The following is a 21,981-nucleotide window of genomic DNA, read 5'->3' as shown; positions in this document are numbered from 1 at the left end:
TGTACTGAGGAAAATCTAATGTCCAAAATCGTTAAAGTCATCGGTCGTGAAATCATCGACTCCCGTGGTAACCCGACCGTTGAAGCTGAAGTTCATCTGGAAGGTGGTTTCGTCGGTATGGCAGCGGCTCCATCAGGTGCTTCTACAGGTTCCCGCGAAGCGCTGGAACTGCGTGATGGCGACAAATCCCGTTTCATGGGCAAAGGCGTACTGAAAGCGGTTGGCGCTGTTAACGGTCCTATTGCTCAGGCTATCGTTGGCAAAGATGCTAAAGATCAGGCTGGCATCGACAAGATCATGATCGATCTGGACGGTACTGAAAACAAATCTAACTTCGGTGCGAACGCAATCCTGGCCGTTTCCCTGGCGAACGCCAAAGCGGCAGCGGCAGCTAAAGGCATGCCACTGTTCGAGCACATCGCTGAACTGAACGGCACCCCAGGCAAATACTCCATGCCTGTACCAATGATGAACATCATCAACGGTGGTGAGCACGCAGACAACAACGTTGATATTCAGGAATTCATGATTCAGCCAGTTGGCGCGAAAACCCTGAAAGAAGCGGTACGTATGGGTTCTGAAGTGTTCCACAACCTGGCTAAAGTTCTGAAAGCTAAAGGCATGAACACGGCTGTTGGTGATGAAGGCGGCTACGCGCCAAACCTGGGTTCTAACGCAGAAGCTCTGGCTGTTATCGCTGAAGCGGTTAAAGCAGCAGGCTACGAGCTGGGCAAAGACATCACCCTGGCGATGGACTGCGCAGCATCTGAATTCTACAAAGACGGTAAATACGTTCTGGCTGGCGAAGGCAACAAAGCGTTCACCTCTGAAGAGTTCACCCACTTCCTGGAAGACCTGACCAAACAGTACCCAATCGTTTCTATCGAAGACGGTCTGGACGAGTCTGACTGGGATGGTTTCGCATACCAGACCAAAGTACTGGGCGACAAAATCCAGCTGGTTGGTGACGATCTGTTCGTAACCAACACCAAGATCCTGAAAGAAGGCATCGAGAAAGGCATCGTTAACTCCATCCTGATCAAATTCAACCAGATCGGTTCTCTGACCGAAACGCTGGCTGCGATCAAAATGGCGAAAGACGCTGGCTACACCGCGGTTATCTCTCACCGTTCTGGCGAAACTGAAGATGCTACCATCGCTGACCTGGCTGTTGGTACCGCTGCTGGCCAGATCAAAACCGGTTCTATGAGCCGTTCTGACCGTGTTGCTAAATACAACCAGCTGATTCGTATCGAAGAAGCGCTGGGCGAAAAAGCACCTTACAACGGTCGTAAAGAGATCAAAGGCCAGGCATAAGCCTGAACCTTCGTTCTTATGAAAAAACCCGCTTCGGCGGGTTTTTTGTTTTCTATAGCAGAAGCGGCAACGTGGCGCTTGCCGTTTGCTGGCTAACGTCACCGTAATGGCTGTCTACTGCAATAAGGGAAGTGGTTAGCAGTTCAACCAGCAGCATCACGCCAACCTTGGCATTGAGCGCACCCGCGCTCAGCGGTCCCTCTGGCTTGGCTGCAACCAGCTGTAAATCGCTCAGGGAGGCCAGCGGGCTGCGGGGCGTATTGCTGAGCGCCAGTACCTTAACGCCGCGCTTGCGGGCGAGTTTCACCACGTGAAGCAGATCCCGTGTAGAGCCGGAACTTGAGATGGCCACCACCAGCGTCTCTTTCGAGAGCGTCGTCGCATTCATGGCGGCGCGATGCATATCGCTAAACAGCTGTGCAGGTTTGCCGAGTCGCAGCAGCTTGTAATGCAAATACTCCCCCAGAATTGCGCTGGCCGCCACCCCGTAAATTTGCACTGACTGCGCCTGATGCAGGGCCAGTGTCGCCTGTTCAAGCTGGGCCCGGTCGAGGAGTTTTGCGGTATCTTGCAGCGCCTGGACAGACTCATCCACCACGTTATCTATTGCATCTCCTGCCTGACGCTCCGGCAAACCCTGCTGAATATCCAGCGCAAGCGCCATTTTAAATTCGTTATATCCCTTACAGCCCAGCGTGCGGCAAAGGCGTGTGACGCTGGCCTCGCTGGTGCCGCTTTCACGCGCCAGCTCGGTGATCGTCAGGTAGAGCACCCTGGCAGGATCGTTGAGGACAAACTCCCCCAGTTTTTGTTGCGTTGGGCTGTACCCGGAAGCCTCCTGGCGTAGCTTCAGCAGCAGGTTTTCATGGTCCGACATGCTAGATCCTTAATGCGTTTCTCTGCCAACTAGTGTGGCGGAAAGCGGGGGAGAGATGCCAGTCATTTCGAAAAAGTATGATCGGTGTCCTGGTTTTTGGTGGTAATTTTCACAATTAAAAATATATATGGTAAAAATTTTCATCAATAACCAGGGGGATAAAAAAATGATGCAAATGTTCAGCGGAGCGTCTTCCGGCGGATGGTTTGAAAAAGCGCAGCGCTTCGGCAAATCCTTTATGTTACCCATCGCCATACTGCCCGCAGCAGGTCTGTTGCTGGGGATCGGCGGGGCGCTATCGAATCCAAATACGCTTACTGCGTATCCATTTTTAGACGTTGGCTGGCTACAGGCCATCTTTACCATCATGAGCAGCGCAGGCTCGATTGTGTTTGCAAACCTGTCGGTACTGTTTGCTGTTGGGGTCGCCGTTGGGCTGGCGAAAAATGATAAAGGCACGGCAGGGCTGGCGGCGTTGCTCGCTTATCTGGTGATGAATGCCACTATCAATGCGCTGCTGATCCTGACCGGAAAACTGGCGCATGAGAACCCGGGCGCCGTAGGGCAGGGCATGACGCTGGGTATTCAGACGCTTGAAACGGGCGTGTTTGGTGGGGTAGTTATTGGGCTGGTGACCTGCGCACTGCATCATCGGTTTAATAAAATCGCGCTTCCGCAATTCCTGGGCTTTTTTGGCGGCTCACGCTTCGTTCCCATTATCAGCTCACTGGCGGCGATACTCGTCGGCGCGCTGATGACCGTGGTCTGGCCGCATTTTCAGAAGCTGATCTTTGGCCTCGGCGGGCTGGTGGATGCCACCGGCTATCTGGGGACTTTGCTGTACGGCTTCATCCTGCGCATGCTTGGCCCGTTTGGTTTGCACCACATCTTCTATCTTCCGTTCTGGACCACCGCGCTTGGCGGCAGTGAAATTGTTAACGGTCACCTGGTTGAGGGCACGCAGCGGATCTTCTTCGCCCAGCTCGCCGACCCGAACACGCAGCATTTCTATGAGGGCACGTCGCGCTTCATGTCCGGGCGCTTTATTACCATGATGTTTGGTCTGCTCGGCGCCTGCCTTGCGATGTACCACACGGCCAGGCCGGAGAACAAAAAGCGGGTTGCCGGGCTGCTGCTCTCTGCGGCGTTAACCTCATTCCTGACGGGAATTACCGAGCCCATAGAGTTCTCATTCCTGTTTATTGCCCCGGTGCTGTACGTCATTCATGCGCTGTTTGACGGGCTGGCGTTTATGCTCGCGCACATGCTGCACATCACCATCGGACAAACATTCTCCGGCGGGTTTATTGATTTCGTGCTGTTCGGCATTTTGCAGGGTGAAGCGAAAACTAACTGGATGTTCGTCCCGCTGGTGGGCGTACCGTGGTTCTTCCTTTACTACTGTACCTTCCGCTATCTGATCAAACGTTTTGATTTTGCCACGCCGGGCCGTGAAAAGGAGGCGTTGGCTGACGAGGCTACCCTGCCGCAAAGCGAGCGCGCCGCGGCGGTGATCGCCGGGCTGGGAGGAAAAGACAATCTGGATGAGGTTGACTGCTGCGCCACGCGCCTTCGCGTCACGGTGAAAGACGGTAGCAAAGTCAATGAATCTGCACTGAAAGCGACCGGCGCCCGCGGCGTAATCGTCCGCGGCAACGGTGTCCAGGTCATCTATGGCCCGCACGTCACCATTATCAAAAACGAAGTAGAAGAGATCTTATCGTAATGAAAACTGTACTGGATAACCTGCAAGGAAAACTGGTCGTCTCCTGCCAGGCGCTGGAAAACGAACCGCTGCACAGCCCGTTTATTATGTCGCGAATGGCGCTGGCGGCGGCCCAGGGCGGTGCCGCTGCGATCCGCGCCAATAGCGTGGTGGATATCGAGGCTATCAAAGGGCTGGTCTCACTGCCGGTAATTGGCATCATCAAACGAGACTATCCGGACAGCGAGGTGTTCATCACCGCAACGCTCAAAGAAGTGGATGAGTTGATGGCGGTCGGCCCGGAGATCGTTGCGCTGGATGCGACCGCCCGGAAACGGCCCGGTGGCGGATCGCTGGACATGCTGATCGCGCAGATCCGCACCCGTTACCCTTCGCTGCTGCTGATGGCGGATATTGCCACCGTGCAGGAGGCCGTGGCCGCGCAGGCGCTGGGGTTTGATTGCGTCGGAACCACCCTTTACGGTTATACGGCGGAGACTGCGGGCCATTCGCTACCGGAAAATGACTGCGCGTTTTTGAAAGAGGTGCTGTCTGCCGTCACGATCCCCGTGATTGCTGAAGGTAACGTGGATACGCCTGAACGCGCGGCCAGGTGTCTGGCGCTGGGGGCGCACACGGTTGTCGTCGGCGGGGCGATCACCCGACCACAGCAAATTACGGAACGGTTTATGGCGGCAATTGGCGCGCAAAGCACCGATGGAGCATGATCATCTGACGGGGATCTGCGATACTTATCGTTTATCCCCTTAACAGAGTTGACTATGCAGTACCCGATTAACGAGATGTTCCAGACCCTGCAAGGCGAGGGTTACTTTACCGGCGTTCCCGCTATCTTTATTCGTTTACAGGGATGCCCGGTTGGCTGCGCCTGGTGTGATACCAAACATACGTGGGATAAGCTCGCAGATCGGGAAGTGTCGCTGTTCAGCATTCTGGCGAAAACCAAAGAGAGCGATAAATGGGGCGCGGGCAGCGCGGAAGATCTGCTTGCCATTATTGGTCGTCAGGGCTGGACGGCGCGGCATGTGGTGATCACCGGCGGGGAACCCTGCATTCACGATCTGATGCCGCTCACCGAACTGCTCGAGAAGAACGGCTATAGCTGTCAGATCGAAACCAGCGGCACCCATGAAGTGCGCTGCTCCCATTCAACGTGGGTCACGGTTTCACCAAAAGTGAATATGCGCGGCGGGTATGACGTACTTTCGCAGGCGCTTGAGCGTGCTGATGAGATCAAACATCCGGTGGGGCGCGTGCGTGACATCGAAGCGCTGGATGAACTGCTGGCGACGCTGACGGACGAAAAGCAGCGCGTGATCGCGCTACAGCCTATCAGCCAGAAAGACGATGCGACCCGTCTGTGCATTGAAACCTGTATCGCCCGCAACTGGCGGCTGTCGATGCAGACGCACAAATATCTGAACATTGCCTGATACTTTTGTGGCCCCGCTTAACGCGGGGCTTTTGTTGTTGGCAGTAAAGCCCAGGTCACGACTGCCGACCCAAGGCAAATCGCACTGTTGAAAAGCAAGGCATACTGCGCGGCACTGGCCGTTCCCATCGGCAGCCATAGCGCGTACAGCGATGCGGTGACCGCGATACCCATTGCGCCGCCCAGGGAACTGCCCATCTTATAGATCCCAGAAGCCACCCCCACTTTGTTTTCAGGGGCATTCATTACCGCCGTGTCCGTTGAGGGCGTAGCGTAACATCCGAGCCCCAGCCCGAATAAAATATTGCTCAGAAAAACGGTAACAATGTAGACCTCTTTGCTTAAGAAGGTGCATGAAATCAGCGAAATACCTGTTGCGGTCAGCAGCGGGCCGGTCATCATCGGCAGCCTGGCGCCATAGCGCTGAAGCAGTTTTTCACCCACCCGGATCATCGCCAGTACGGTAACCAGATACCCCAGCGTCATCATGCCGGTCTGTAGCGGTGACAGATGATGGCCCTGCTGCAACCAGATGCTGGCGATCATCATGGTGCCAATGCAGCCGTTGAGCAGGAAATTTGAGAATACCGAGGCGCTATAGGCCCGGTTTTTAAACAGGGCGAAATCGATCAGCGCCGCATCGCCTTTCCGCCGCCCGGTAACGATAAAGCACATCAGTGCAATCACGGCTCCACACAATACAAGAAGCGATAAACTGCTGCTCCAGCCCCAGCTGTGTCCTTTGCTGATAAACAGATTGAACAGCACCAGCATAAGGACAAAACTCACCAGGCCGCTGATATCCAGTTTGTGTCGACACGCATCAGGGCTGCGGCTTTCCGGCGTGGCGCGGATAAGCAATAGCGCGACCAGAGCCACCACCATCGACAGAATAAAAATCCAGCGCCAGCCCAGCGTGGTGGCGATGGCGCCTCCCACAAACGAGCTCAGGCCACTCCCGCCCCATGAACCGATAACCCAGAAACTGATTGCGCGCTGGCGTGCTTTACCTTCATACCAGGTTTTAATCAGCGCCAGCGTGGCGGGCATGATGCAGGCCGCTGATAGCCCCTGTATCGCTCTTCCCAACAAAAACAGGACGGGCTCCCATGAAATGAACAGCAGACCACTCCCGATCATGCTCAGGATCAGGCCAATCATGGTCAGGCGCATGCGCCCATACTTATCGGCAAACCCACCGCAGGCGACGACAAAACAGCCGCTGAACAACGCGCTCAGGCTGACGGCCAGCGTAAGGGTTTCGAGGGCAATATCGAGGCTATTCTGCATGGCCGGAACCACGTTGATAACCGACTGGGCAAACAGCCAGAATGTCAGAACGCTCATGACGATACCCGCCAGCAGCCGATCGTTACCGGCGTAGGCGGATGCGTCTGTCAGGGAAACGGTACTCATAGTGCAGCCCTCCCGGGAAGGTGCGAATCAGCGCAGATAGTGTTCGGTCAGTGCGGCCCACAGCGCCGCGCCGGTGAGGAGAATGTTGTCGTTAAAGTCGTAGCCCGGGTTATGTACCATGCAGCGGTCAGGCTCATCCCCGGCGCCAAGCGTGAAATAGCATCCATTGGGATTTTTCTCGAGCATGAAAGCAAAGTCCTCGCTGCCCATAAACGCATTGACCTCCGCGACGGCATCCTGACCGAACAGATCGGTGGCGACGCTGCGCACCATCTCGTTGGCTTGCGGATTGTTTTTCAGCACCGGGCTGCCGTTAATGTGTCGAATGGTGGCCGTCGCATTGAAACTTTCCGCCTGTGCAACGGCGATATCATGGATACGCTGTAGCACGGTTTGCCGCACGCGTTCATCCAGCGTGCGTACGGTAAGTTTCATCAACACTTTGTCGTTGATAATGTTAGGGGCGTGCCCGGCCTGAATGCTGCCTACGGTAACGACGGCTGGCTGGAAGGGGGTAATGTTGCGCGAAACAATCGACTGCAACGCGATAGTGATATGACAGGCAACCAGGGTGGCGTCAACGGTATGTTCTGGCACCGCGCCGTGACCACCCACGCCGTTAACCTCAATATGAAGGGTGTCGGAAGAGGCCATCATGGCGCCATCGCGCAGACCAATTTTTCCGAGGGGCTGTGACGGCATATTGTGTAGACCAAAGATGTGGTCGCAGGGGAACAGGTCAAACAAACCGTCCTCTACCATAACGCGTCCGCCATACAGAAGTTCTTCCGCGGGCTGAAAAATAAGGTGCAGCGTGCCGTTAAAATTACGGGTGCGTGCCAGGTACTCCGCTGCATACAGGAGCGTTGTGGTGTGGCCGTCATGACCGCAGCCGTGGAATTTACCCTCAACGGTACTGCTCCACGCCTTGCCGTTGTTTTCCTGCATTGGCAGCGCATCCATATCGGCGCGCAGGCCCAGGCGCTTATGCCCGTTACCCACCTTCAGTGTGCCGACCACACCGGTTTTCGCCAGGCCGCGATGAACCTCATATCCCCATTCCTGAAGCAGAGCTGCAACGCGATCGCTCGTGTTGTGCTCCTCAAAACCAATTTCAGGATGCTGATGAAAATAGTGACGTAATTCAGTGAACCGGGCTTCGTTGCCACGCAGAGCTTCGATAATTGGATGTGTCATTTTTGTTATCCTTTTTCTGCCAAACGATGATAATTTCGAGTCTATGACGATCGTCCCGCCTGAAAATGCATTTTTTTGTTGTAAAGCGACGGCTTTATTTTGATTGTTTTTCATACAATTCAGTTATGACAAAAAAGATCAGGTCATTTTTTGTCTTTGGTGAGGGGTAAGATGGCGCAACGGGGAGATGAGTTTTGGATAGAGATTCAGGACATTCGCCACTGCGTGGAGGATGAAGGCGATACGCTAACGTTGCTCTGGGTGCTGGAAGGGCGGGCAGAGCTGAACACCGATGTGGGACGTGACATCCTGGAGGCCAATACCCTTGCTATCATCAACCGTCATCGGCGCTGGCAGTTCACGAGCGAAACGGCAAATGTCACCCTGCGCGTAACCCTTTCCGGGCGCTGGGTCGTCCAGCTCTGCAATGATTTTTTTGCCCATGATTATGCTGTACCGGCAGAAGCCGGAGGCGTCTGGCCCCAATGCGATGCGCTTCGCGATCTGCTGCGCCAGCTTCTTGTGGTCACCCTCATCAACGACCCGCACCGCTACCGGCTGGAGGCGTACCGCTGGCTGAGCGAGATATTGCTGTTGCTGACCAGCCGCTTTCAACAGCCCGCCCGTATGCTGTCCCGGGAACTTTCCTCAGCGCACAGCAAACGCATCGCCCGGGTGATAGAGCGGATCAATGCCAGTTATTCCCGCCGTATTACGCTTGCGGAAATCGCCGCGAGTGAATATGTCTCTGAAGCCTGGCTCTCTCGTCTCTTTCGCAAGGAGGTGGGGATCAGTTTCATGCAGTACATCACCCACCTGCGGCTGGAAAAGGCGGCCGACGCTCTCCGGCTGACGAACCGACCGCTGCACCAGATTGCGCTTGAGCAGGGTTTCGCCAGCACGCGTATGATGAGCGATCGGTTCAGGCGTGTTCACAATATGTCTCCGGGTGAGTTTCGTAAGGCCCGGCGCCAGCACCCGGAGGCGGCACGTATTCGGACGGACAGGCGTGAGCAGCGCTATCCGGTCGCCGTGGACAAGCTGTTTAGCCTGCTCAATGAACCGGTGGCGCGCGGTTGGGGAGCCTCGCCGCTCATCGTTCATCCGCAGCAGGAGCAGAGCCTGGATCTTGAGCAGCTCAATCCTCTTTCTGCCTCGCTGCGCCGTATGCGGGTGGTCATTACCCTGCGTGAGCTCGACGATTTGCTGCGTGAGGACGTCCGACAAAATCTGGAGGCGATAAATGAGGCCATTCCCATTGAGGGAATTGATATCGCCGAACCTTTTCTCAGCAGTCGTCTGTTTGCCACCGGGTGGGATGACCCCCAGATGGCGGGCTACGCCTGCTGGTACAATCTGCATCAGCTCTTCACCTGGCTGGCAAAAAAGCAGTGGACGGTGCTACTGCACACCGGCGTAACGACCCGTCGCGATCTTCTTACCCGTTTTTTACAACAGTCGGTTAATCATTTTTCGCCAGAGATCACCGCGGGCTGGCACTTCGTCATGCACTGGTCAACACAGGCAAGTGAGGAGACCCGGGAGCAGGTCTGGCTGGCCCAGCAAAAGGCAATACGAACTTATCTTCCGCAGGCAAAGTTTGGTTTATGGCACCGATTTGCCCCCGTCAGCGCGGGCGTAAGCGACGATACCCTGTTCAGTTCAGCCATCCTGATGCAGGCCGATTTTCTTGCCTGTTCTGCCGATGCCAATGAGCTTCTCGATCCCGCGCAGCTGGAGCCAGCCCATCTCTCCTCAACGGAAAATTATCCGATACTGAAGGTCCGCCAGATCCTCGCCGCCCTTCGCCTGCGTAAATGTTCGCTTCCCGTCTGGCTTCTCTCCTGGAATACCCTCACCGGCAACACGCGGGCGACAAACGGCTGGTTTTTTCGTGGGGCGCTGCTGATGCAGAACCTGCTCGGGCTTTCGGAGCAGGTCTGGCTGGCGGGATTCTGGCTTAATTCGGGCCTTCAGGGAGAAGCCCGTGCGAACAACACCATCGATACCTCAAGCCTGGCGCTACAGTATAACCATGGTCTGCCGCGTCCGGTTTATTGGGTACTCTGGCTCTGGCAACGTCTGCGGGGCGAGGTGCTGGTCAATGATAAGCGTGTCCTGCTTACGCGCCATCGCAATGGTTATCAGCTGTTGCTGCGTAATGTGGTGGTTTTTAATCCGCTCCTTTCCAGTGAAGAAGCCTTCATCCAGCGTTTTCGCCAGCAGTATCATTTACACCTGAAGGGAATGCGCGGTAAATGGCGAATTAAATGCCATCTGTTTGATCAGCACAACGGCGCGCTCTATCCGTTGCTTGAAGGGGTTGGCAGCGAAAGCGGCCCTGATGAAGAGATGTGGCGCTGGATAGCGCATAAAGCGCGTCCAACGCTTTCCGTACGCGATGAACGCCTTTATGACGGCTGGCAACTGAGTGAATCACTGGAGAGTAATGCGCTGGTGCTCTACGAGTTTACGCCGCTCGTGCCTCGTGAGACCGCAACGGAGGAGATTCACTCCCCGCGGTAGACGCAGCCTGCCGTGCAGGTCTCTTTGATCATCACCGCGCTCAGCAGCGGAACCAGCGGTTTCATCTGATCCCAAATCCATTTCGCCAGCACTTCGCTGGTCGGGTTTTCAAGGCCCGGAATATCATTCAGATAGTAGTGATCGAGACGATCGTAGGTCGGCTTAAACGCAGCCTTCAGTTCGGCAAAGTCCATGATCCAGCCCGTATGGGGATCGACTTCACCGGTGATTTCAAGACGCACCATAAACGAGTGTCCATGCAGGCGGCCACATTTGTGTCCGGCAGGAACGTGTGGAAGGTGGTGTGCGGCTTCGAAGGTGAAATCTTTAAACAGTTTGGTGGACATCATAGCTCTCAGGAATGCGGAAAAAACCGCCGCATAGTACCGGAAAGCACAATTTTTATCATTAACTAAAACGGCTCTGAACGGTCACCGCCTCGTATTCATGGTGTTTATCGGCCTTTATTGTTTTATTTCAAATAGTTATTTAATCGCTTTTATCGTTAAGAACGATAACTAAAACAGGTTAGTCCATTTGGTTATTTATTATTTCCATCCCTTCTTTAATTGTTATTATCCCCGCCGTTAACCTTATCTTCAGTTTGGATTTATTCGCTTAAAGTCCGCTTTGCTACTGGAACATAACGACGCATGACAACACAGGCCCCACCTTCAAATTTGCTTCCCCTTAACCCGGAGCAACTGGCGCGCCTCCAGGCCGCGACTTCCGATTTTTCACCCACCCAGCTCGCCTGGGTCTCCGGCTATTTCTGGGGAATGCTCAATCAGCAGCCGGGTGCTGTGGCTGGCGTCCCGCCAACGGCCGTTGAAATTCCTGCCATCACGCTTATCTCCGCTTCGCAAACGGGTAATGCCCGTCGTGTGGCCGAAGCGCTGCGTGATGACCTGCTCGCCGCGAAGCTGAACGTTAACCTGGTCAACGCCGGGGATTATAAATTCAAACAGATCGCGTCAGAAAAACTGCTGGTGGTGGTGGCGTCAACGCAGGGGGAAGGTGAGCCTGCGGAAGAAGCCGTCGCGCTGCATAAGTTCCTGTTCTCGAAAAAAGCGCCCAGGCTGGAGGGCACCGCCTTTGCCGTCTTCGGCCTCGGTGATACGTCCTATGAATTTTTCTGCCAGTCCGGTAAAGACTTCGACAGCAAGCTGGCGGAGCTGGGTGCAGAGCGCCTGCTGGATCGCGTAGACGCTGATGTCGAATACCAGGCCGCCGCCGCCGAATGGCGGACGCGCATCGTTGAGGTGCTGAAGGCCCGCGTCCCGAAAGAGACGCCAGCGCAAGCCGCCGTTACCGCAGCGGGCACCGTCAACGAAATCCACACCAGCCCTTACACGAAAGAGGCGCCGCTGACGGCGAGCCTGTCGGTAAACCAGAAAATCACGGGCCGTGATTCGGAAAAAGACGTGCGCCATATCGAAATCGATCTCGGTGACTCCGGCCTGCGTTATCAGCCTGGCGATGCGCTGGGCGTCTGGTATCAGAACGATCCGGCGCTGGTGAAAGAGCTGGTCGAGCTGCTGTGGCTGAAAGGCACGGAGCCGGTCCAGGTGGAAGGTAAAACCTTACCGCTCTCTGAGGCGCTTCAGTGGCATTTCGAGCTGACGGTGAACACCGCCAATATCGTTGAAAACTACGCCACCTTAACGCGCAGCGAGTCCCTTCTGCCGCTGGTGGGGGACAAAGTGAAGTTACAGCATTACGCCGCGACGACGCCGATTGTCGACATGGTGCGTTTCTCCCCGGCACAGCTGGATGCCGACGCGCTGATCGGCCTGCTGCGTCCGCTGACGCCGCGTCTTTACTCCATCGCCTCTTCACAGGCGGAAGTGGAAAACGAAGTCCACATCACCGTTGGCGTGGTGCGTTACGACATCGAAGGCCGCGCGCGGGCGGGCGGGGCGTCGGGCTTCCTGGCCGACCGCGTGGAAGAAGAGGGCGAGGTGCGCGTCTTTATCGAACACAACGACAACTTCCGCCTGCCGGCAAACCCGGAAACACCGGTGATCATGATTGGCCCGGGCACCGGCATCGCACCGTTCCGCGCCTTTATGCAGCAGCGTGCAGCGGACGAGGCGCCGGGTAAAAACTGGCTGTTCTTCGGCAACCCGCATTTTACTGAAGATTTCCTCTACCAGGTTGAATGGCAGCGCTACGTCAAAGAGGGCGTGCTGACCCGCATCGATCTGGCCTGGTCCCGCGATCAGAAAGAAAAAGTATACGTACAAGACAAACTGCGCGAACAGGGCGCAGAGCTGTGGCGCTGGATCAATGACGGCGCCCACATTTATGTCTGCGGCGACGCCAATCGCATGGCGAAAGACGTTGAGCAGGCACTGCTGGAAGTGATTGCCGAATTCGGCGGTATGGATGCCGAAACGGCGGATGAATTTTTAAGTGAGCTGCGCGTAGAGCGCCGTTATCAGCGAGATGTCTACTAATGAGCGAAAAACATCCTGGCCCACTGGTGGTCGAAGGCAAACTGTCTGATGCCGAGCGCATGAAGGTAGAGAGCAACTACCTGCGCGGTACCATTGCCGAAGATTTAAATGACGGCCTGACCGGCGGTTTCAAAGGCGACAACTTCCTGCTGATCCGTTTCCACGGTATGTACCAGCAGGACGACCGCGATATCCGCGCCGAACGTGCCGAACAGAAGCTGGAGCCGCGTCATGCGATGTTGCTGCGCTGCCGCCTGCCGGGTGGCATCATCACCACCAAACAGTGGCAGGCGATCGACAAGTTTGCCGGTGAAAACACGATTTACGGCAGCATCCGTCTGACTAACCGTCAGACCTTCCAGTTCCACGGCATTCTGAAGAAGAACGTCAAGCCGGTGCACCAGATGCTGCACTCCGTGGGGCTGGACGCGCTGGCGACCGCCAACGACATGAACCGTAACGTGCTTTGCACCTCGAACCCGTATGAGTCCGAGCTGCACGCCGAAGCGTACGAGTGGGCGAAGAAGATCTCCGAGCACCTGCTGCCACGCACGCGTGCCTATGCGGAGATCTGGCTCGATCAGGAGAAAGTCGCGACCACGGACGAAGAGCCGATCCTCGGTCAGACCTACCTGCCGCGCAAATTCAAGACCACGGTGGTTATCCCGCCGCAGAACGATATCGACCTGCACGCCAACGACATGAACTTCGTGGCGATTGCCGAAAATGGCAAGCTGGTCGGCTTTAACCTGCTGGTGGGCGGCGGTTTGTCCATCGAGCATGGGAACAAGAAAACCTATGCCCGCACCGCGAGCGAGTTCGGCTTCCTGCCGCTGGAGCACACGCTGGCCGTGGCTGAGGCGGTGGTTACTACCCAGCGCGACTGGGGCAACCGTACCGACCGTAAAAACGCGAAAACCAAATACACCCTGGAGCGCGTGGGCGTCGAGACGTTCAAAGAAGAAGTGGAGCGTCGCGCGGGGATCAAGTTTGAGCCGATCCGCCCTTACGAATTCACCGGTCGCGGCGATCGCATTGGCTGGGTGAAAGGTATCGATAATAAATGGCACCTGACGCTGTTTATTGAAAACGGTCGTATTCTGGATTATCCGGGCCGCCCGCTGAAAACCGGTCTGCTGGAAATTGCTAAGATCCATAAAGGCGAGTTCCGCATTACCGCCAACCAGAACCTGATTATTGCCGGCGTGCCGGAAAGCCAGAAGGCGAAGATCGAGAAGCTGGCGCGCGATCATGGGTTGATGAATGCGGTTAAACCGCAGCGTGAAAACTCGATGGCCTGCGTGTCGTTCCCGACCTGCCCGCTGGCGATGGCCGAAGCCGAGCGTTTCCTGCCGTCCTTCACTGATAAAGTGGAAGCGATTCTGGAAAAACACGGTATTCCGGACGAGCATATTGTTATGCGCGTCACCGGCTGCCCGAACGGCTGCGGTCGCGCGATGCTGGCCGAGCTGGGTCTGGTGGGCAAAGCGCCGGGTCGTTACAACGTGCACCTTGGCGGCAACCGTATGGGGACGCGCATTCCGCGTATGTACCGTGAAAATATTACGGAACCGGAAATTCTTGATTCCATCGACGAGCTTGTCGGGCGCTGGGCGAAAGAGCGTGAAGCGGGTGAAGGCTTCGGCGACTTTACGGTGCGTGCGGGCATCATTCGCCCGGTGCTCGATCCCGCCAGGGATTTCTGGGAGTAACGCATCCTTTGCCCGGTGGCGCTTCGCTTACCGGGCCTACGGGTTTTGTAGGCCGGGCAAACGCAGTGCCGCCCGGCAAAACAGCCAAACGAGGTTCTTATGTCCGTACTCGATCTAAACGCCCTAAATGACCTGCCAAAAGTCGAACGCATTCTGGCCCTGGCAGAAACCAACGCCCAGCTGGAAAAACTCGACGCCGAAGGGCGCGTGGCGTGGGCGCTGGAAAACCTGCCGGGTGACTATGTGCTGTCGTCAAGCTTTGGCATCCAGGCGGCGGTCAGCCTGCACCTGGTGAATCGGATCCGCCCGGACATTCCGGTGATCCTCACCGATACCGGCTATCTGTTCCCGGAGACCTACCAGTTTATTGACGAGCTGACGGACAAGCTCAAGCTGAACCTCAAAGTTTACCGCGCGACGGAAAGCGCGGCCTGGCAGGAGGCGCGCTACGGCAAGCTGTGGGAACAGGGCGTTGAGGGCATTGAGAAATACAATGAGATCAACAAGGTCGAGCCGATGAACCGGGCGCTGAAAGAGCTGAACGCTCAGACCTGGTTCGCGGGCCTGCGCCGCGAGCAGTCCGGGAGCCGGGCAACGCTGCCGGTGCTGGCGGTGCAGCGCGGCGTGTTCAAAGTGCTGCCGATCATCGACTGGGATAACCGCACGGTGTACCAGTATCTGCAAAAGCACGGGCTGAAGTACCATCCGCTGTGGGATCAAGGCTACCTGTCGGTAGGCGACACCCACACCACGCGTAAATGGGAACCGGGAATGGCGGAAGAAGAGACGCGATTCTTTGGGCTGAAGCGCGAGTGCGGGCTGCACGAAGGGTAATGTTTTTTCGCCCGGTGGCGCTGCGCTTACCGGGCCTACAACGGCACAAAACGTAGGCCCGGTAAGGCGTAGCCGCCACCGGGCTTAACGACATCAGGCTTTCCCCGCTTTCGCCAGCTCCTTCACCAGCGGCAGCATCACTTTCACGACATCCCGGCTGCGGTGCTCAATCCGCTGCGGCAGCGCTTTATCAATGTGCTGCTGATTATCCAGCCGCACATCATGCCAGCTGGTCCCGTCCGGAAAGGCTTTCGATTTGCTGCGCTGCTGATAGCCATCTTTTTTGCCCAGCGCCCAGTTCGTCGCCTCGACGTACAGCACCGGAATGCCCGCCTTATCAAACACTTCACCGTCATTACAGCAGCCTGTGCCTTTAGGATACTGCGGGTTACCGCCCGGATTTGTCGCGGCATAGACGCCATGCGTGCGGGCAAGCGCCAGCGCGCGGTCGCGGGTGAGTTTACGTACGCTGCTCGGCGTGCTCTGTCCGCTATTAAAATAGAGCTTATCCCCCACGATCAGATTATCGAGGTTAATCACCAGCAACGTATTTTTCTTCTCCTCAGCGCTCATGCGCTTAAGGAGATTCTCAGCGCCGAGTTTTCCTTCTTCTTCGCCGCTGGTCGCAACAAAGCGAATGCTGTATTTCGTCGGAATATTCTTCAGGCGTTCGGCCAGCTCAAGCATCACGCCCAGACCCGCCGCATTGTCATCCAGTCCCTGAAGCGTCAGCCCGCCGAGGTTATTATCGACATCGGCGTCGCTCAACGGCGTGTAGGTATCAAGGTGCGCCATAATAATAATCTGCTCAGCCGCCTTTCCTTCGTGCGCCGCAATGACCGTGCTGCCGGTTACGTTATGCCAGTTTTGCGTTTTATTGCGTGTGGTATAGATGTAGCGGCTGTGGAAAGCGCGAATGTCGCTCTCATAGCCCATATCCGCAAATTGCTGACGGATATAGTCTGCTGAGAGCATCTCGGCTGGGGTTCCGGTCATACGGCCCGGAAAGACCGTCGCAATATGCCGCGCCTGCATACTGGCTATTTCACCGTAAGATTGATTTTTTGCCTGAGCCGGAAGGATAAAGCAAACGCCGAGCGCCAGGGCAACGAATCGGTGGCGCATTGCGGAAAACATAGTGAGTCCTTAAAAACAGAGCAAAATTTTAACCCGCATAGTATGAAACTGTGATCGGGTAGACACAATTTGAATTGCTCCTAAATGCCCGAAATTTCGCGTGTTAAGCACTTTTTGATATTTGCTTTTCCACGGCGTTATTCCATTGAGTAACTACTCATTCCAATTCGTAATTTCATTCGATCTAAGCCGCCCCCTATAGTCCCTTTATTCGTGGTTGTTAGTGAGTTGTTGCCTGTGGACTACCTCCCCCTTTTTGCTGCCTTAAAAGACCGACCGGTACTGGTTGTCGGGACGGGTGAAATTGCCGATCGCAAAATCGCCTTCCTGCAACGCGCCGGGGCGCAGGTGCAGATCGTTGCAGAGGCGGATTTTGAAGAGTCTCAGATCGACAGCGTGGTGCTGGTGATTGCGGCAACCGAAGATCGGGCGCTCAACCGCCGCATCTCCGACGCAGCTCAGGCCCGTCACCGTCTGGTGAACGTGGTAGACGACCAGCCGTTATGTTCATTTATCTTCCCGTCGATTGTCGACCGCTCGCCGCTGCTGGTGGCGATCTCCTCCGGCGGCACCGCCCCGGTGCTGGCGCGCGTGCTGAGAGAAAAAATCGAAGCGCTGCTGCCGACCAGCCTCGGACGCATGGCGGAGAAGGCCAGCTACTGGCGCAACCATTTGAAAACGCGTCTGACCAGCGTGACGGAACGCCGTCGCTTCTGGGAGCGTGTGTTTCGCGGCCGCTTTGCCAGCCTGATGCAGGCCGGTAACGAGACGGCAGCGCAACAAATTCTCGAAGACGAACTGGATAACCCCGGCAGTACGGGTGGGGAGATCATTCTGGTGGGCGCCGGGCCGGGCGATGCCGGGCTGCTCACGCTGCGTGGCCTCCAGGTTCTTCAGGATGCGGATGTCGTGTTCTATGACCACCTGGTCACCGACGGTATTCGCGAGCTGATCCGCCGTGACGCGGAGCAAATTTGCGTCGGCAAACGTGCCGGCGAGCACTCCGTGCCCCAGCACGACACCAACCAAATGCTGATTGCCGCCGCGAAAGCGGGCAAGACCGTGGTGCGCCTGAAAGGGGGCGACCCGTTTATCTTCGGTCGTGGTGGCGAGGAGTTGCAGGCGGCAGCCGAAGCGGGCGTCCCGTTCCAGGTGGTTCCCGGCATTACGGCGGCGTCTGCCGTCACGGCCTACGCCGGTATTCCGCTGACCCATCGCGATTACGCCCAGAGCGTGACCTTTGTGACCGGGCACTATAAAGCCGACAGCACGCCGTTTGACTGGTCGCATCTCGCCCAGAGCCGACAAACGCTGGCGATTTATATGGGCACGATGAAAGCGGCTGACATCAGCGAACAGCTTATTCAGCACGGTCGCGATGCGACGACGCCGGTAGCGGTGATCTCCCGCGGGACACGCGTCGATCAGCATGTCGCCATCGGCACCTTACAAGACCTTGCAACCCTGGCGAAAGACGCCCCAATGCCCGCCCTGATCGTGGTGGGAGAAGTGGTGCAGCTGCACAGCACGCTCGCCTGGTTCCAACACACAACCGACACAGAAGGCTTTGGCGCTTCTGTTATAAATTTGGCTTAAGGAACGGTTATGGACCAAAAACGACTTACTCACCTGCGGCAGCTCGAAGCGGAAAGTATCCACATTATCCGCGAAGTGGCCGCCGAGTTTTCTAACCCGGTGATGATGTACTCCATCGGTAAAGATTCCAGCGTCATGCTGCACCTGGCGCGTAAAGCGTTTTATCCGGGTACGCTGCCGTTCCCGCTGTTACACGTGGATACCGGCTGGAAATTCCGCGAGATGTACGAGTTTCGTGACCGTACCGCCAAAGCCTACGGCTGCGAGCTGCTGGTGCACAAAAACCCGGAAGGGGTGGCGATGGGCATCAACCCGTTCGTGCACGGCAGCGCCAAGCATACCGACATCATGAAAACCGAAGGGCTGAAGCAGGCGCTGAATAAATACGGTTTTGATGCGGCCTTCGGCGGCGCGCGACGTGACGAAGAGAAATCCCGCGCCAAAGAGCGTATCTACTCTTTCCGCGACCGCTTCCACCGCTGGGACCCGAAAAACCAGCGTCCGGAGCTGTGGCACAACTACAACGGCCAGATCAACAAGGGCGAAAGCATTCGCGTCTTCCCGCTCTCCAACTGGACCGAGCTGGATATCTGGCAGTACATCTATCTGGAAAATATTGAGATCGTTCCGCTGTATCTGGCGGCCGAGCGCCCGGTGCTGGAGCGCGACGGCATGCTGATGATGATCGACGACGATCGCATTGATTTACAGCCGGGCGAAGTGATCAAAAAACAGATGGTCCGTTTCCGTACTCTCGGCTGCTGGCCGTTGACCGGCGCGGTGGAATCCAGTGCGCAGACGCTGCCCGAGATCATCGAGGAGATGCTGGTGTCGACCACCAGTGAGCGACAGGGCCGCGTGATTGACCGCGACCAGGCAGGCTCCATGGAGCTGAAGAAACGTCAGGGTTATTTCTAAGGAGCCGCCATGAATACGACTATTGCCCAACAAATTGCCGATGAAGGCGGCGTAGAAGCTTATCTGCACGCCCAACAGTACAAAAGCCTGCTGCGTTTCCTGACCTGCGGCAGCGTGGATGACGGGAAAAGTACCCTGATTGGTCGTCTGCTGCACGACACGCGCCAGATCTACGAAGATCAGCTCTCTTCCCTGCACAACGACAGTAAACGCCACGGCACCCAGGGCGAAAAACTCGACCTGGCGCTGCTGGTGGACGGCTTGCAGGCGGAGCGCGAGCAGGGCATTACCATTGATGTCGCCTATCGCTACTTCTCTACCGAAAAGCGCAAATTTATTATCGCCGACACCCCGGGGCACGAGCAGTACACCCGTAACATGGCGACCGGCGCGTCCACCTGTGACCTGGCGATCCTGCTGATCGACGCCCGTAAAGGTGTGCTGGATCAGACTCGTCGTCACAGCTTTATCTCTACGCTGCTGGGGATCAAGCATCTGGTGGTGGCGGTGAACAAAATGGATCTGGTGGGCTACAGCGAAGCGCGTTTCGACGAGATCCGCCAGAGCTACCTGACCTTTGCTGAACAGCTGCCGGGCAACCTCGATATTCGCTTTGTGCCGCTGTCGGCGCTGGAAGGGGATAACGTCGCCTCTCAGAGCGCGAACATGCCGTGGTACAGCGGCCCGACGCTGCTGGAAGTGCTGGAAACCGTTGAAATTCAGCGCGTGGTCGATACCCAGCCGATGCGCTTCCCGGTGCAGTACGTGAACCGTCCGAACCTCGATTTCCGCGGCTTCTCCGGTACTCTCGCTTCAGGCTCCGTGAAGGTGGGTCAGCGCGTCAAGGTGCTGCCATCCGGCGTGGAATCGACCATCGCCCGTATCGTCACCTTTGATGGCGATCTGGACGAAGCCGGGGCAGGTGAAGCGGTAACCCTGGTACTGAAAGACGAAATTGATATCAGCCGCGGCGACCTGCTGGTCGACGCGCAGGAAACGCTGGCGGCGGTGCAGGGCGCATCCGTGGATGTAGTGTGGATGGCCGAACAGCCGCTGACCGCAGGCCAGAGCTATGACATTAAAATCGCCGGCAAGAAAACCCGCGCCCGCGTGGACGGCATTCAGTTCCAGGTGGACATCAACAACCTGACCCACCGTGACGTGAGCGAGCTGCCGCTGAACGGCATCGGTCTGGTGGATATGACCTTCGACGAGCCGCTGGTGCTGGATCCGTATCAGCAGAATCCGGTGACGGGCGGGCTGATCTTCATTGACCGCCTGACCAACGTCACCGTCGGTGCCGGCATGGTCCGCGAGCCTGACGCACAGGCGAGCGTGACGTCTGAGTTCAGCGCCTTCGAGCTGGAACTGAACGCGCTGGTGCGTAAGCACTTCCCGCACTGGGGCGCACGCGATCTGCTGGGAGGCAAGTGATGGCCGCCCATGATGAGAACGTCGTCTGGCATCCTCATCCGGTCACCGTCGCCCAGCGCGAACAGCTCCACGGTCACCGTGGGGTTGTGCTGTGGTTTACCGGGCTGTCTGGCTCCGGTAAATCCACGGTGGCAGGCGCACTGGAAGAGGCGCTGCATCAGCAGGGGGTGAGCACCTACCTGCTGGACGGCGACAACGTGCGTCACGGCCTGTGCAGCGATTTAGGGTTCAGCGATGAAGACCGTAAAGAGAACATTCGTCGGGTAGGGGAAGTCGCCAGCCTGATGGCGGATGCCGGGCTGGTGGTGCTAACGGCGTTTATCTCACCGCACCGCGCCGAACGTCAGATGGTGCGTGAGCGCGTTGGGCAGAATCGCTTTATTGAAGTGTTTGTGGATACCCCGCTGGCAATCTGCGAAGCGCGCGATCCAAAAGGGCTGTACAAAAAAGCCCGCGCGGGAGAGCTGCGAAACTTCACCGGCATTGACTCGGTTTACGAAGCGCCTGAATCCCCTGAGATTCATCTGGAAGGCCAACAATTGGTAACAAATTTAGTAAGCCAATTATTAGACCTGCTCAGACGGGACGATATTATCAGATCCTGAGACGGTATCGTTCGGGAGCTGTCTTCCCGAGCGATGAGTCACGGTCACAGGATTAGCTATGCGCAACAGTGAAAACTACATGATTACCACCGGGTCGGAACCGTTAACGACCGACGACGAGACGACCTGGTCCTTCCCTGGGGCGATAGTCGGCTTCGTGTCGTGGCTACTGGCGCTGGGTATCCCGTTTTTGATCTACGGTGGTAACACCCTCTTTTTTTTCCTCTATACCTGGCCTTTCTTTCTGGCGCTGTTGCCCGTTGCGGTGGTTGTGGGCGTGGCGCTGCACTCCCTTTTCAACGGCAAGCTCCTGTATAGTACGTTCATCACTATCGCCACCGTTGTGGTCATCTTTGGCCTGCTGTTTTTATGGCTGATGGGCTAACTTACGGCATAATTAAAACCCCGCAGTAGAGTCCAGCGGAAAGTTATGGGATGATGATGCCGTTTTTTCAGGGGGCAGGATGGGTAAACTAACGCTGCTGTTGCTGGCTTTGCTGGTCTGGCTGCAATATTCGCTGTGGTTCGGCAAAAACGGACTGCACGACTACAGCCGGGTGAGCGATGACGTCGCGGCACAGCAGGCTACAAACGCCAAACTTAAAGCGCGTAACGATCAACTTTTTGCTGAAATTGATGACCTCAATGGCGGCCAGGAGGCGATTGAGGAGCGCGCACGCAATGAACTCAGTATGACTAAGCCGGGCGAAACGTTTTATCGCCTGGTTCCGGATGCGTCTAAACGCAATCAGGGCTCCGCACAAAACAATCGATAATCAGGCCCAGGATTACGAC

At 56.6% G+C, this 21,981-nt stretch carries 19 protein-coding genes; 14 read left to right on the top strand and 5 right to left on the bottom strand.

Annotation, left to right across the window (positions count from 1 at the left end; translation table 11 throughout):
- The first annotated feature begins 18 nt into the window (after nucleotides 1–18).
- Complete coding sequence (gene eno / locus ACQG1Y_RS18540; RefSeq protein ID WP_006811784.1) at nucleotides 19–1,317, top strand: phosphopyruvate hydratase; 1,299 nt, start codon at nucleotides 19–21, stop codon at nucleotides 1,315–1,317.
- A gap of 52 nt (nucleotides 1,318–1,369) precedes the next feature.
- Here the strand turns inward: eno and ACQG1Y_RS18535 are convergent, their stop codons facing one another.
- Nucleotides 1,370–2,194, bottom strand: coding sequence for a MurR/RpiR family transcriptional regulator (locus tag ACQG1Y_RS18535; RefSeq protein ID WP_015571725.1), 825 nt, complete (start codon nucleotides 2,192–2,194; stop codon nucleotides 1,370–1,372).
- A gap of 166 nt (nucleotides 2,195–2,360) precedes the next feature.
- Here ACQG1Y_RS18535 and ACQG1Y_RS18530 point away from each other — a divergent pair, with 166 nt between their 5' ends.
- The 3 genes from ACQG1Y_RS18530 to queE are packed head-to-tail and all read left to right on the top strand — an operon-like array spanning nucleotide 2,361 to nucleotide 5,353.
- Nucleotides 2,361–3,920, top strand: a complete 1,560-nt coding sequence (locus ACQG1Y_RS18530) for a maltose/glucose-specific PTS transporter subunit IIC (RefSeq protein WP_426736940.1) — start codon at nucleotides 2,361–2,363, stop codon at nucleotides 3,918–3,920.
- A complete protein-coding gene (locus tag ACQG1Y_RS18525) occupies nucleotides 3,920–4,627 on the top strand; it encodes an N-acetylmannosamine-6-phosphate 2-epimerase (RefSeq protein ID WP_219378454.1) in 708 nt (235 codons plus the stop codon). Before ACQG1Y_RS18530 ends, ACQG1Y_RS18525 begins: the two co-directional genes overlap by 1 nt.
- Nucleotides 4,628–4,681: 54 nt before the next feature.
- On the top strand, nucleotides 4,682–5,353 hold the full coding sequence (queE, locus tag ACQG1Y_RS18520; protein WP_006811780.1) for a 7-carboxy-7-deazaguanine synthase QueE: 672 nt from the start codon (nucleotides 4,682–4,684) through the stop codon (nucleotides 5,351–5,353).
- A 17-nt stretch (nucleotides 5,354–5,370) separates the two neighbouring features.
- Here queE and ACQG1Y_RS18515 read toward each other — a convergent pair whose 3' ends face one another.
- A complete protein-coding gene (locus tag ACQG1Y_RS18515) occupies nucleotides 5,371–6,768 on the bottom strand; it encodes an MFS transporter (protein WP_033487592.1) in 1,398 nt (465 codons plus the stop codon).
- A 27-nt stretch (nucleotides 6,769–6,795) separates the two neighbouring features.
- A complete protein-coding gene (locus tag ACQG1Y_RS18510) occupies nucleotides 6,796–7,965 on the bottom strand; it encodes a M20 aminoacylase family protein (RefSeq protein WP_015571720.1) in 1,170 nt (389 codons plus the stop codon).
- Nucleotides 7,966–8,136: 171 nt separating this feature from the next.
- On the opposite strand from ACQG1Y_RS18510, the gene ACQG1Y_RS18505 reads away from it, so the two are divergent.
- Nucleotides 8,137–10,491 carry a helix-turn-helix domain-containing protein gene (locus ACQG1Y_RS18505; RefSeq protein ID WP_133983163.1) on the top strand — a complete coding sequence of 785 codons (2,355 nt, stop codon included), beginning with the start codon at nucleotides 8,137–8,139 and terminating at the stop codon, nucleotides 10,489–10,491.
- Here the strand turns inward: ACQG1Y_RS18505 and queD are convergent.
- Nucleotides 10,476–10,841 carry a 6-carboxytetrahydropterin synthase QueD gene (gene queD, locus ACQG1Y_RS18500; protein WP_163334815.1) on the bottom strand — a complete coding sequence of 122 codons (366 nt, stop codon included), beginning with the start codon at nucleotides 10,839–10,841 and terminating at the stop codon, nucleotides 10,476–10,478. The genes ACQG1Y_RS18505 and queD overlap by 16 nt on opposite strands.
- A gap of 303 nt (nucleotides 10,842–11,144) precedes the next feature.
- Between queD and cysJ the strand changes: the two genes are divergently transcribed.
- The 3 genes from cysJ to cysH all read left to right on the top strand — a co-directional run bounded on the left by cysJ (nucleotide 11,145) and on the right by cysH (nucleotide 15,496).
- Entirely contained in the window at nucleotides 11,145–12,950 is a 1,806-nt protein-coding gene (gene cysJ, locus ACQG1Y_RS18495) for an NADPH-dependent assimilatory sulfite reductase flavoprotein subunit (protein ID WP_032619140.1), read from the top strand.
- Nucleotides 12,950–14,662: an assimilatory sulfite reductase (NADPH) hemoprotein subunit gene (gene cysI / locus ACQG1Y_RS18490; RefSeq protein ID WP_015571717.1), complete on the top strand. Its 1,713-nt coding sequence runs from the start codon at nucleotides 12,950–12,952 to the stop codon at nucleotides 14,660–14,662. The genes cysJ and cysI overlap by 1 nt, the downstream gene beginning before the upstream one ends.
- Nucleotides 14,663–14,761: 99 nt before the next feature.
- A complete protein-coding gene (gene cysH / locus ACQG1Y_RS18485) occupies nucleotides 14,762–15,496 on the top strand; it encodes a phosphoadenosine phosphosulfate reductase (RefSeq protein ID WP_017382820.1) in 735 nt (244 codons plus the stop codon).
- Nucleotides 15,497–15,589: 93 nt separating this feature from the next.
- Here the strand turns inward: cysH and ACQG1Y_RS18480 are convergent, their stop codons facing one another.
- Nucleotides 15,590–16,633 (bottom strand): aminopeptidase, encoded by a 1,044-nt coding sequence (locus ACQG1Y_RS18480; protein WP_015571715.1) that lies wholly within the window; start codon nucleotides 16,631–16,633, stop codon nucleotides 15,590–15,592.
- A gap of 237 nt (nucleotides 16,634–16,870) precedes the next feature.
- Between ACQG1Y_RS18480 and cysG the strand changes: the two genes are divergently transcribed.
- The 6 genes from cysG (at nucleotide 16,871) to ftsB (ending at nucleotide 21,962) form a co-directional block, all read left to right on the top strand.
- Nucleotides 16,871–18,229 carry a siroheme synthase CysG gene (gene cysG / locus ACQG1Y_RS18475; protein ID WP_023304331.1) on the top strand — a complete coding sequence of 453 codons (1,359 nt, stop codon included), beginning with the start codon at nucleotides 16,871–16,873 and terminating at the stop codon, nucleotides 18,227–18,229.
- A gap of 9 nt (nucleotides 18,230–18,238) precedes the next feature.
- Nucleotides 18,239–19,147, top strand: coding sequence for a sulfate adenylyltransferase subunit CysD (cysD, locus tag ACQG1Y_RS18470; RefSeq protein ID WP_006811770.1), 909 nt, complete (start codon nucleotides 18,239–18,241; stop codon nucleotides 19,145–19,147).
- A gap of 9 nt (nucleotides 19,148–19,156) precedes the next feature.
- Nucleotides 19,157–20,581: a sulfate adenylyltransferase subunit CysN gene (gene cysN / locus ACQG1Y_RS18465; protein ID WP_058689535.1), complete on the top strand. Its 1,425-nt coding sequence runs from the start codon at nucleotides 19,157–19,159 to the stop codon at nucleotides 20,579–20,581.
- The gene (cysC, locus tag ACQG1Y_RS18460) at nucleotides 20,581–21,186 is read left to right on the top strand and encodes an adenylyl-sulfate kinase (protein ID WP_015571713.1); all 606 of its coding nucleotides are present in this window, start codon (nucleotides 20,581–20,583) and stop codon (nucleotides 21,184–21,186) included. The genes cysN and cysC overlap by 1 nt, the downstream gene beginning before the upstream one ends.
- 58 nt (nucleotides 21,187–21,244) lie before the next feature.
- Nucleotides 21,245–21,571 carry a DUF3561 family protein gene (locus ACQG1Y_RS18455; protein ID WP_033487591.1) on the top strand — a complete coding sequence of 109 codons (327 nt, stop codon included), beginning with the start codon at nucleotides 21,245–21,247 and terminating at the stop codon, nucleotides 21,569–21,571.
- Nucleotides 21,572–21,650: 79 nt separating this feature from the next.
- Nucleotides 21,651–21,962, top strand: a complete 312-nt coding sequence (gene ftsB / locus ACQG1Y_RS18450) for a cell division protein FtsB (protein ID WP_003862095.1) — start codon at nucleotides 21,651–21,653, stop codon at nucleotides 21,960–21,962.
- Nucleotides 21,963–21,981 lie beyond the last annotated feature (19 nt).

Origin of the sequence: Enterobacter cloacae complex sp. 397G4 (assembly GCF_050031515.1) — a bacterium.
GTDB classification, from domain to species: Bacteria; Pseudomonadota; Gammaproteobacteria; order Enterobacterales; family Enterobacteriaceae; genus Enterobacter; species Enterobacter hormaechei_C.
The sequence above is the reverse complement of the archived record's forward strand: the minus strand, read 5'-3'. Positions and strand labels throughout refer to the sequence as shown.

What these genes read in the sequence shown, in the direction of transcription:
- eno (WP_006811784.1), top strand. Translation starts at nt 19, where the DNA reads ATGTCCAAAATCGTTAAAGTCATCGGTCGTGAAATCATCGACTCCCGT.
- ACQG1Y_RS18535 (WP_015571725.1), bottom strand. Translation starts at nt 2,194, where the DNA reads ATGTCGGACCATGAAAACCTGCTGCTGAAGCTACGCCAGGAGGCTTCC.
- ACQG1Y_RS18530 (WP_426736940.1), top strand. Translation starts at nt 2,361, where the DNA reads ATGATGCAAATGTTCAGCGGAGCGTCTTCCGGCGGATGGTTTGAAAAA.
- ACQG1Y_RS18525 (WP_219378454.1), top strand. Translation starts at nt 3,920, where the DNA reads ATGAAAACTGTACTGGATAACCTGCAAGGAAAACTGGTCGTCTCCTGC.
- queE (WP_006811780.1), top strand. Translation starts at nt 4,682, where the DNA reads ATGCAGTACCCGATTAACGAGATGTTCCAGACCCTGCAAGGCGAGGGT.
- ACQG1Y_RS18515 (WP_033487592.1), bottom strand. Translation starts at nt 6,768, where the DNA reads ATGAGTACCGTTTCCCTGACAGACGCATCCGCCTACGCCGGTAACGAT.
- ACQG1Y_RS18510 (WP_015571720.1), bottom strand. Translation starts at nt 7,965, where the DNA reads ATGACACATCCAATTATCGAAGCTCTGCGTGGCAACGAAGCCCGGTTC.
- ACQG1Y_RS18505 (WP_133983163.1), top strand. Translation starts at nt 8,137, where the DNA reads ATGGCGCAACGGGGAGATGAGTTTTGGATAGAGATTCAGGACATTCGC.
- queD (WP_163334815.1), bottom strand. Translation starts at nt 10,841, where the DNA reads ATGATGTCCACCAAACTGTTTAAAGATTTCACCTTCGAAGCCGCACAC.
- cysJ (WP_032619140.1), top strand. Translation starts at nt 11,145, where the DNA reads ATGACAACACAGGCCCCACCTTCAAATTTGCTTCCCCTTAACCCGGAG.
- cysI (WP_015571717.1), top strand. Translation starts at nt 12,950, where the DNA reads ATGAGCGAAAAACATCCTGGCCCACTGGTGGTCGAAGGCAAACTGTCT.
- cysH (WP_017382820.1), top strand. Translation starts at nt 14,762, where the DNA reads ATGTCCGTACTCGATCTAAACGCCCTAAATGACCTGCCAAAAGTCGAA.
- ACQG1Y_RS18480 (WP_015571715.1), bottom strand. Translation starts at nt 16,633, where the DNA reads ATGTTTTCCGCAATGCGCCACCGATTCGTTGCCCTGGCGCTCGGCGTT.
- cysD (WP_006811770.1), top strand. Translation starts at nt 18,239, where the DNA reads ATGGACCAAAAACGACTTACTCACCTGCGGCAGCTCGAAGCGGAAAGT.
- cysN (WP_058689535.1), top strand. Translation starts at nt 19,157, where the DNA reads ATGAATACGACTATTGCCCAACAAATTGCCGATGAAGGCGGCGTAGAA.
- cysC (WP_015571713.1), top strand. Translation starts at nt 20,581, where the DNA reads ATGGCCGCCCATGATGAGAACGTCGTCTGGCATCCTCATCCGGTCACC.
- ACQG1Y_RS18455 (WP_033487591.1), top strand. Translation starts at nt 21,245, where the DNA reads ATGCGCAACAGTGAAAACTACATGATTACCACCGGGTCGGAACCGTTA.
- ftsB (WP_003862095.1), top strand. Translation starts at nt 21,651, where the DNA reads ATGGGTAAACTAACGCTGCTGTTGCTGGCTTTGCTGGTCTGGCTGCAA.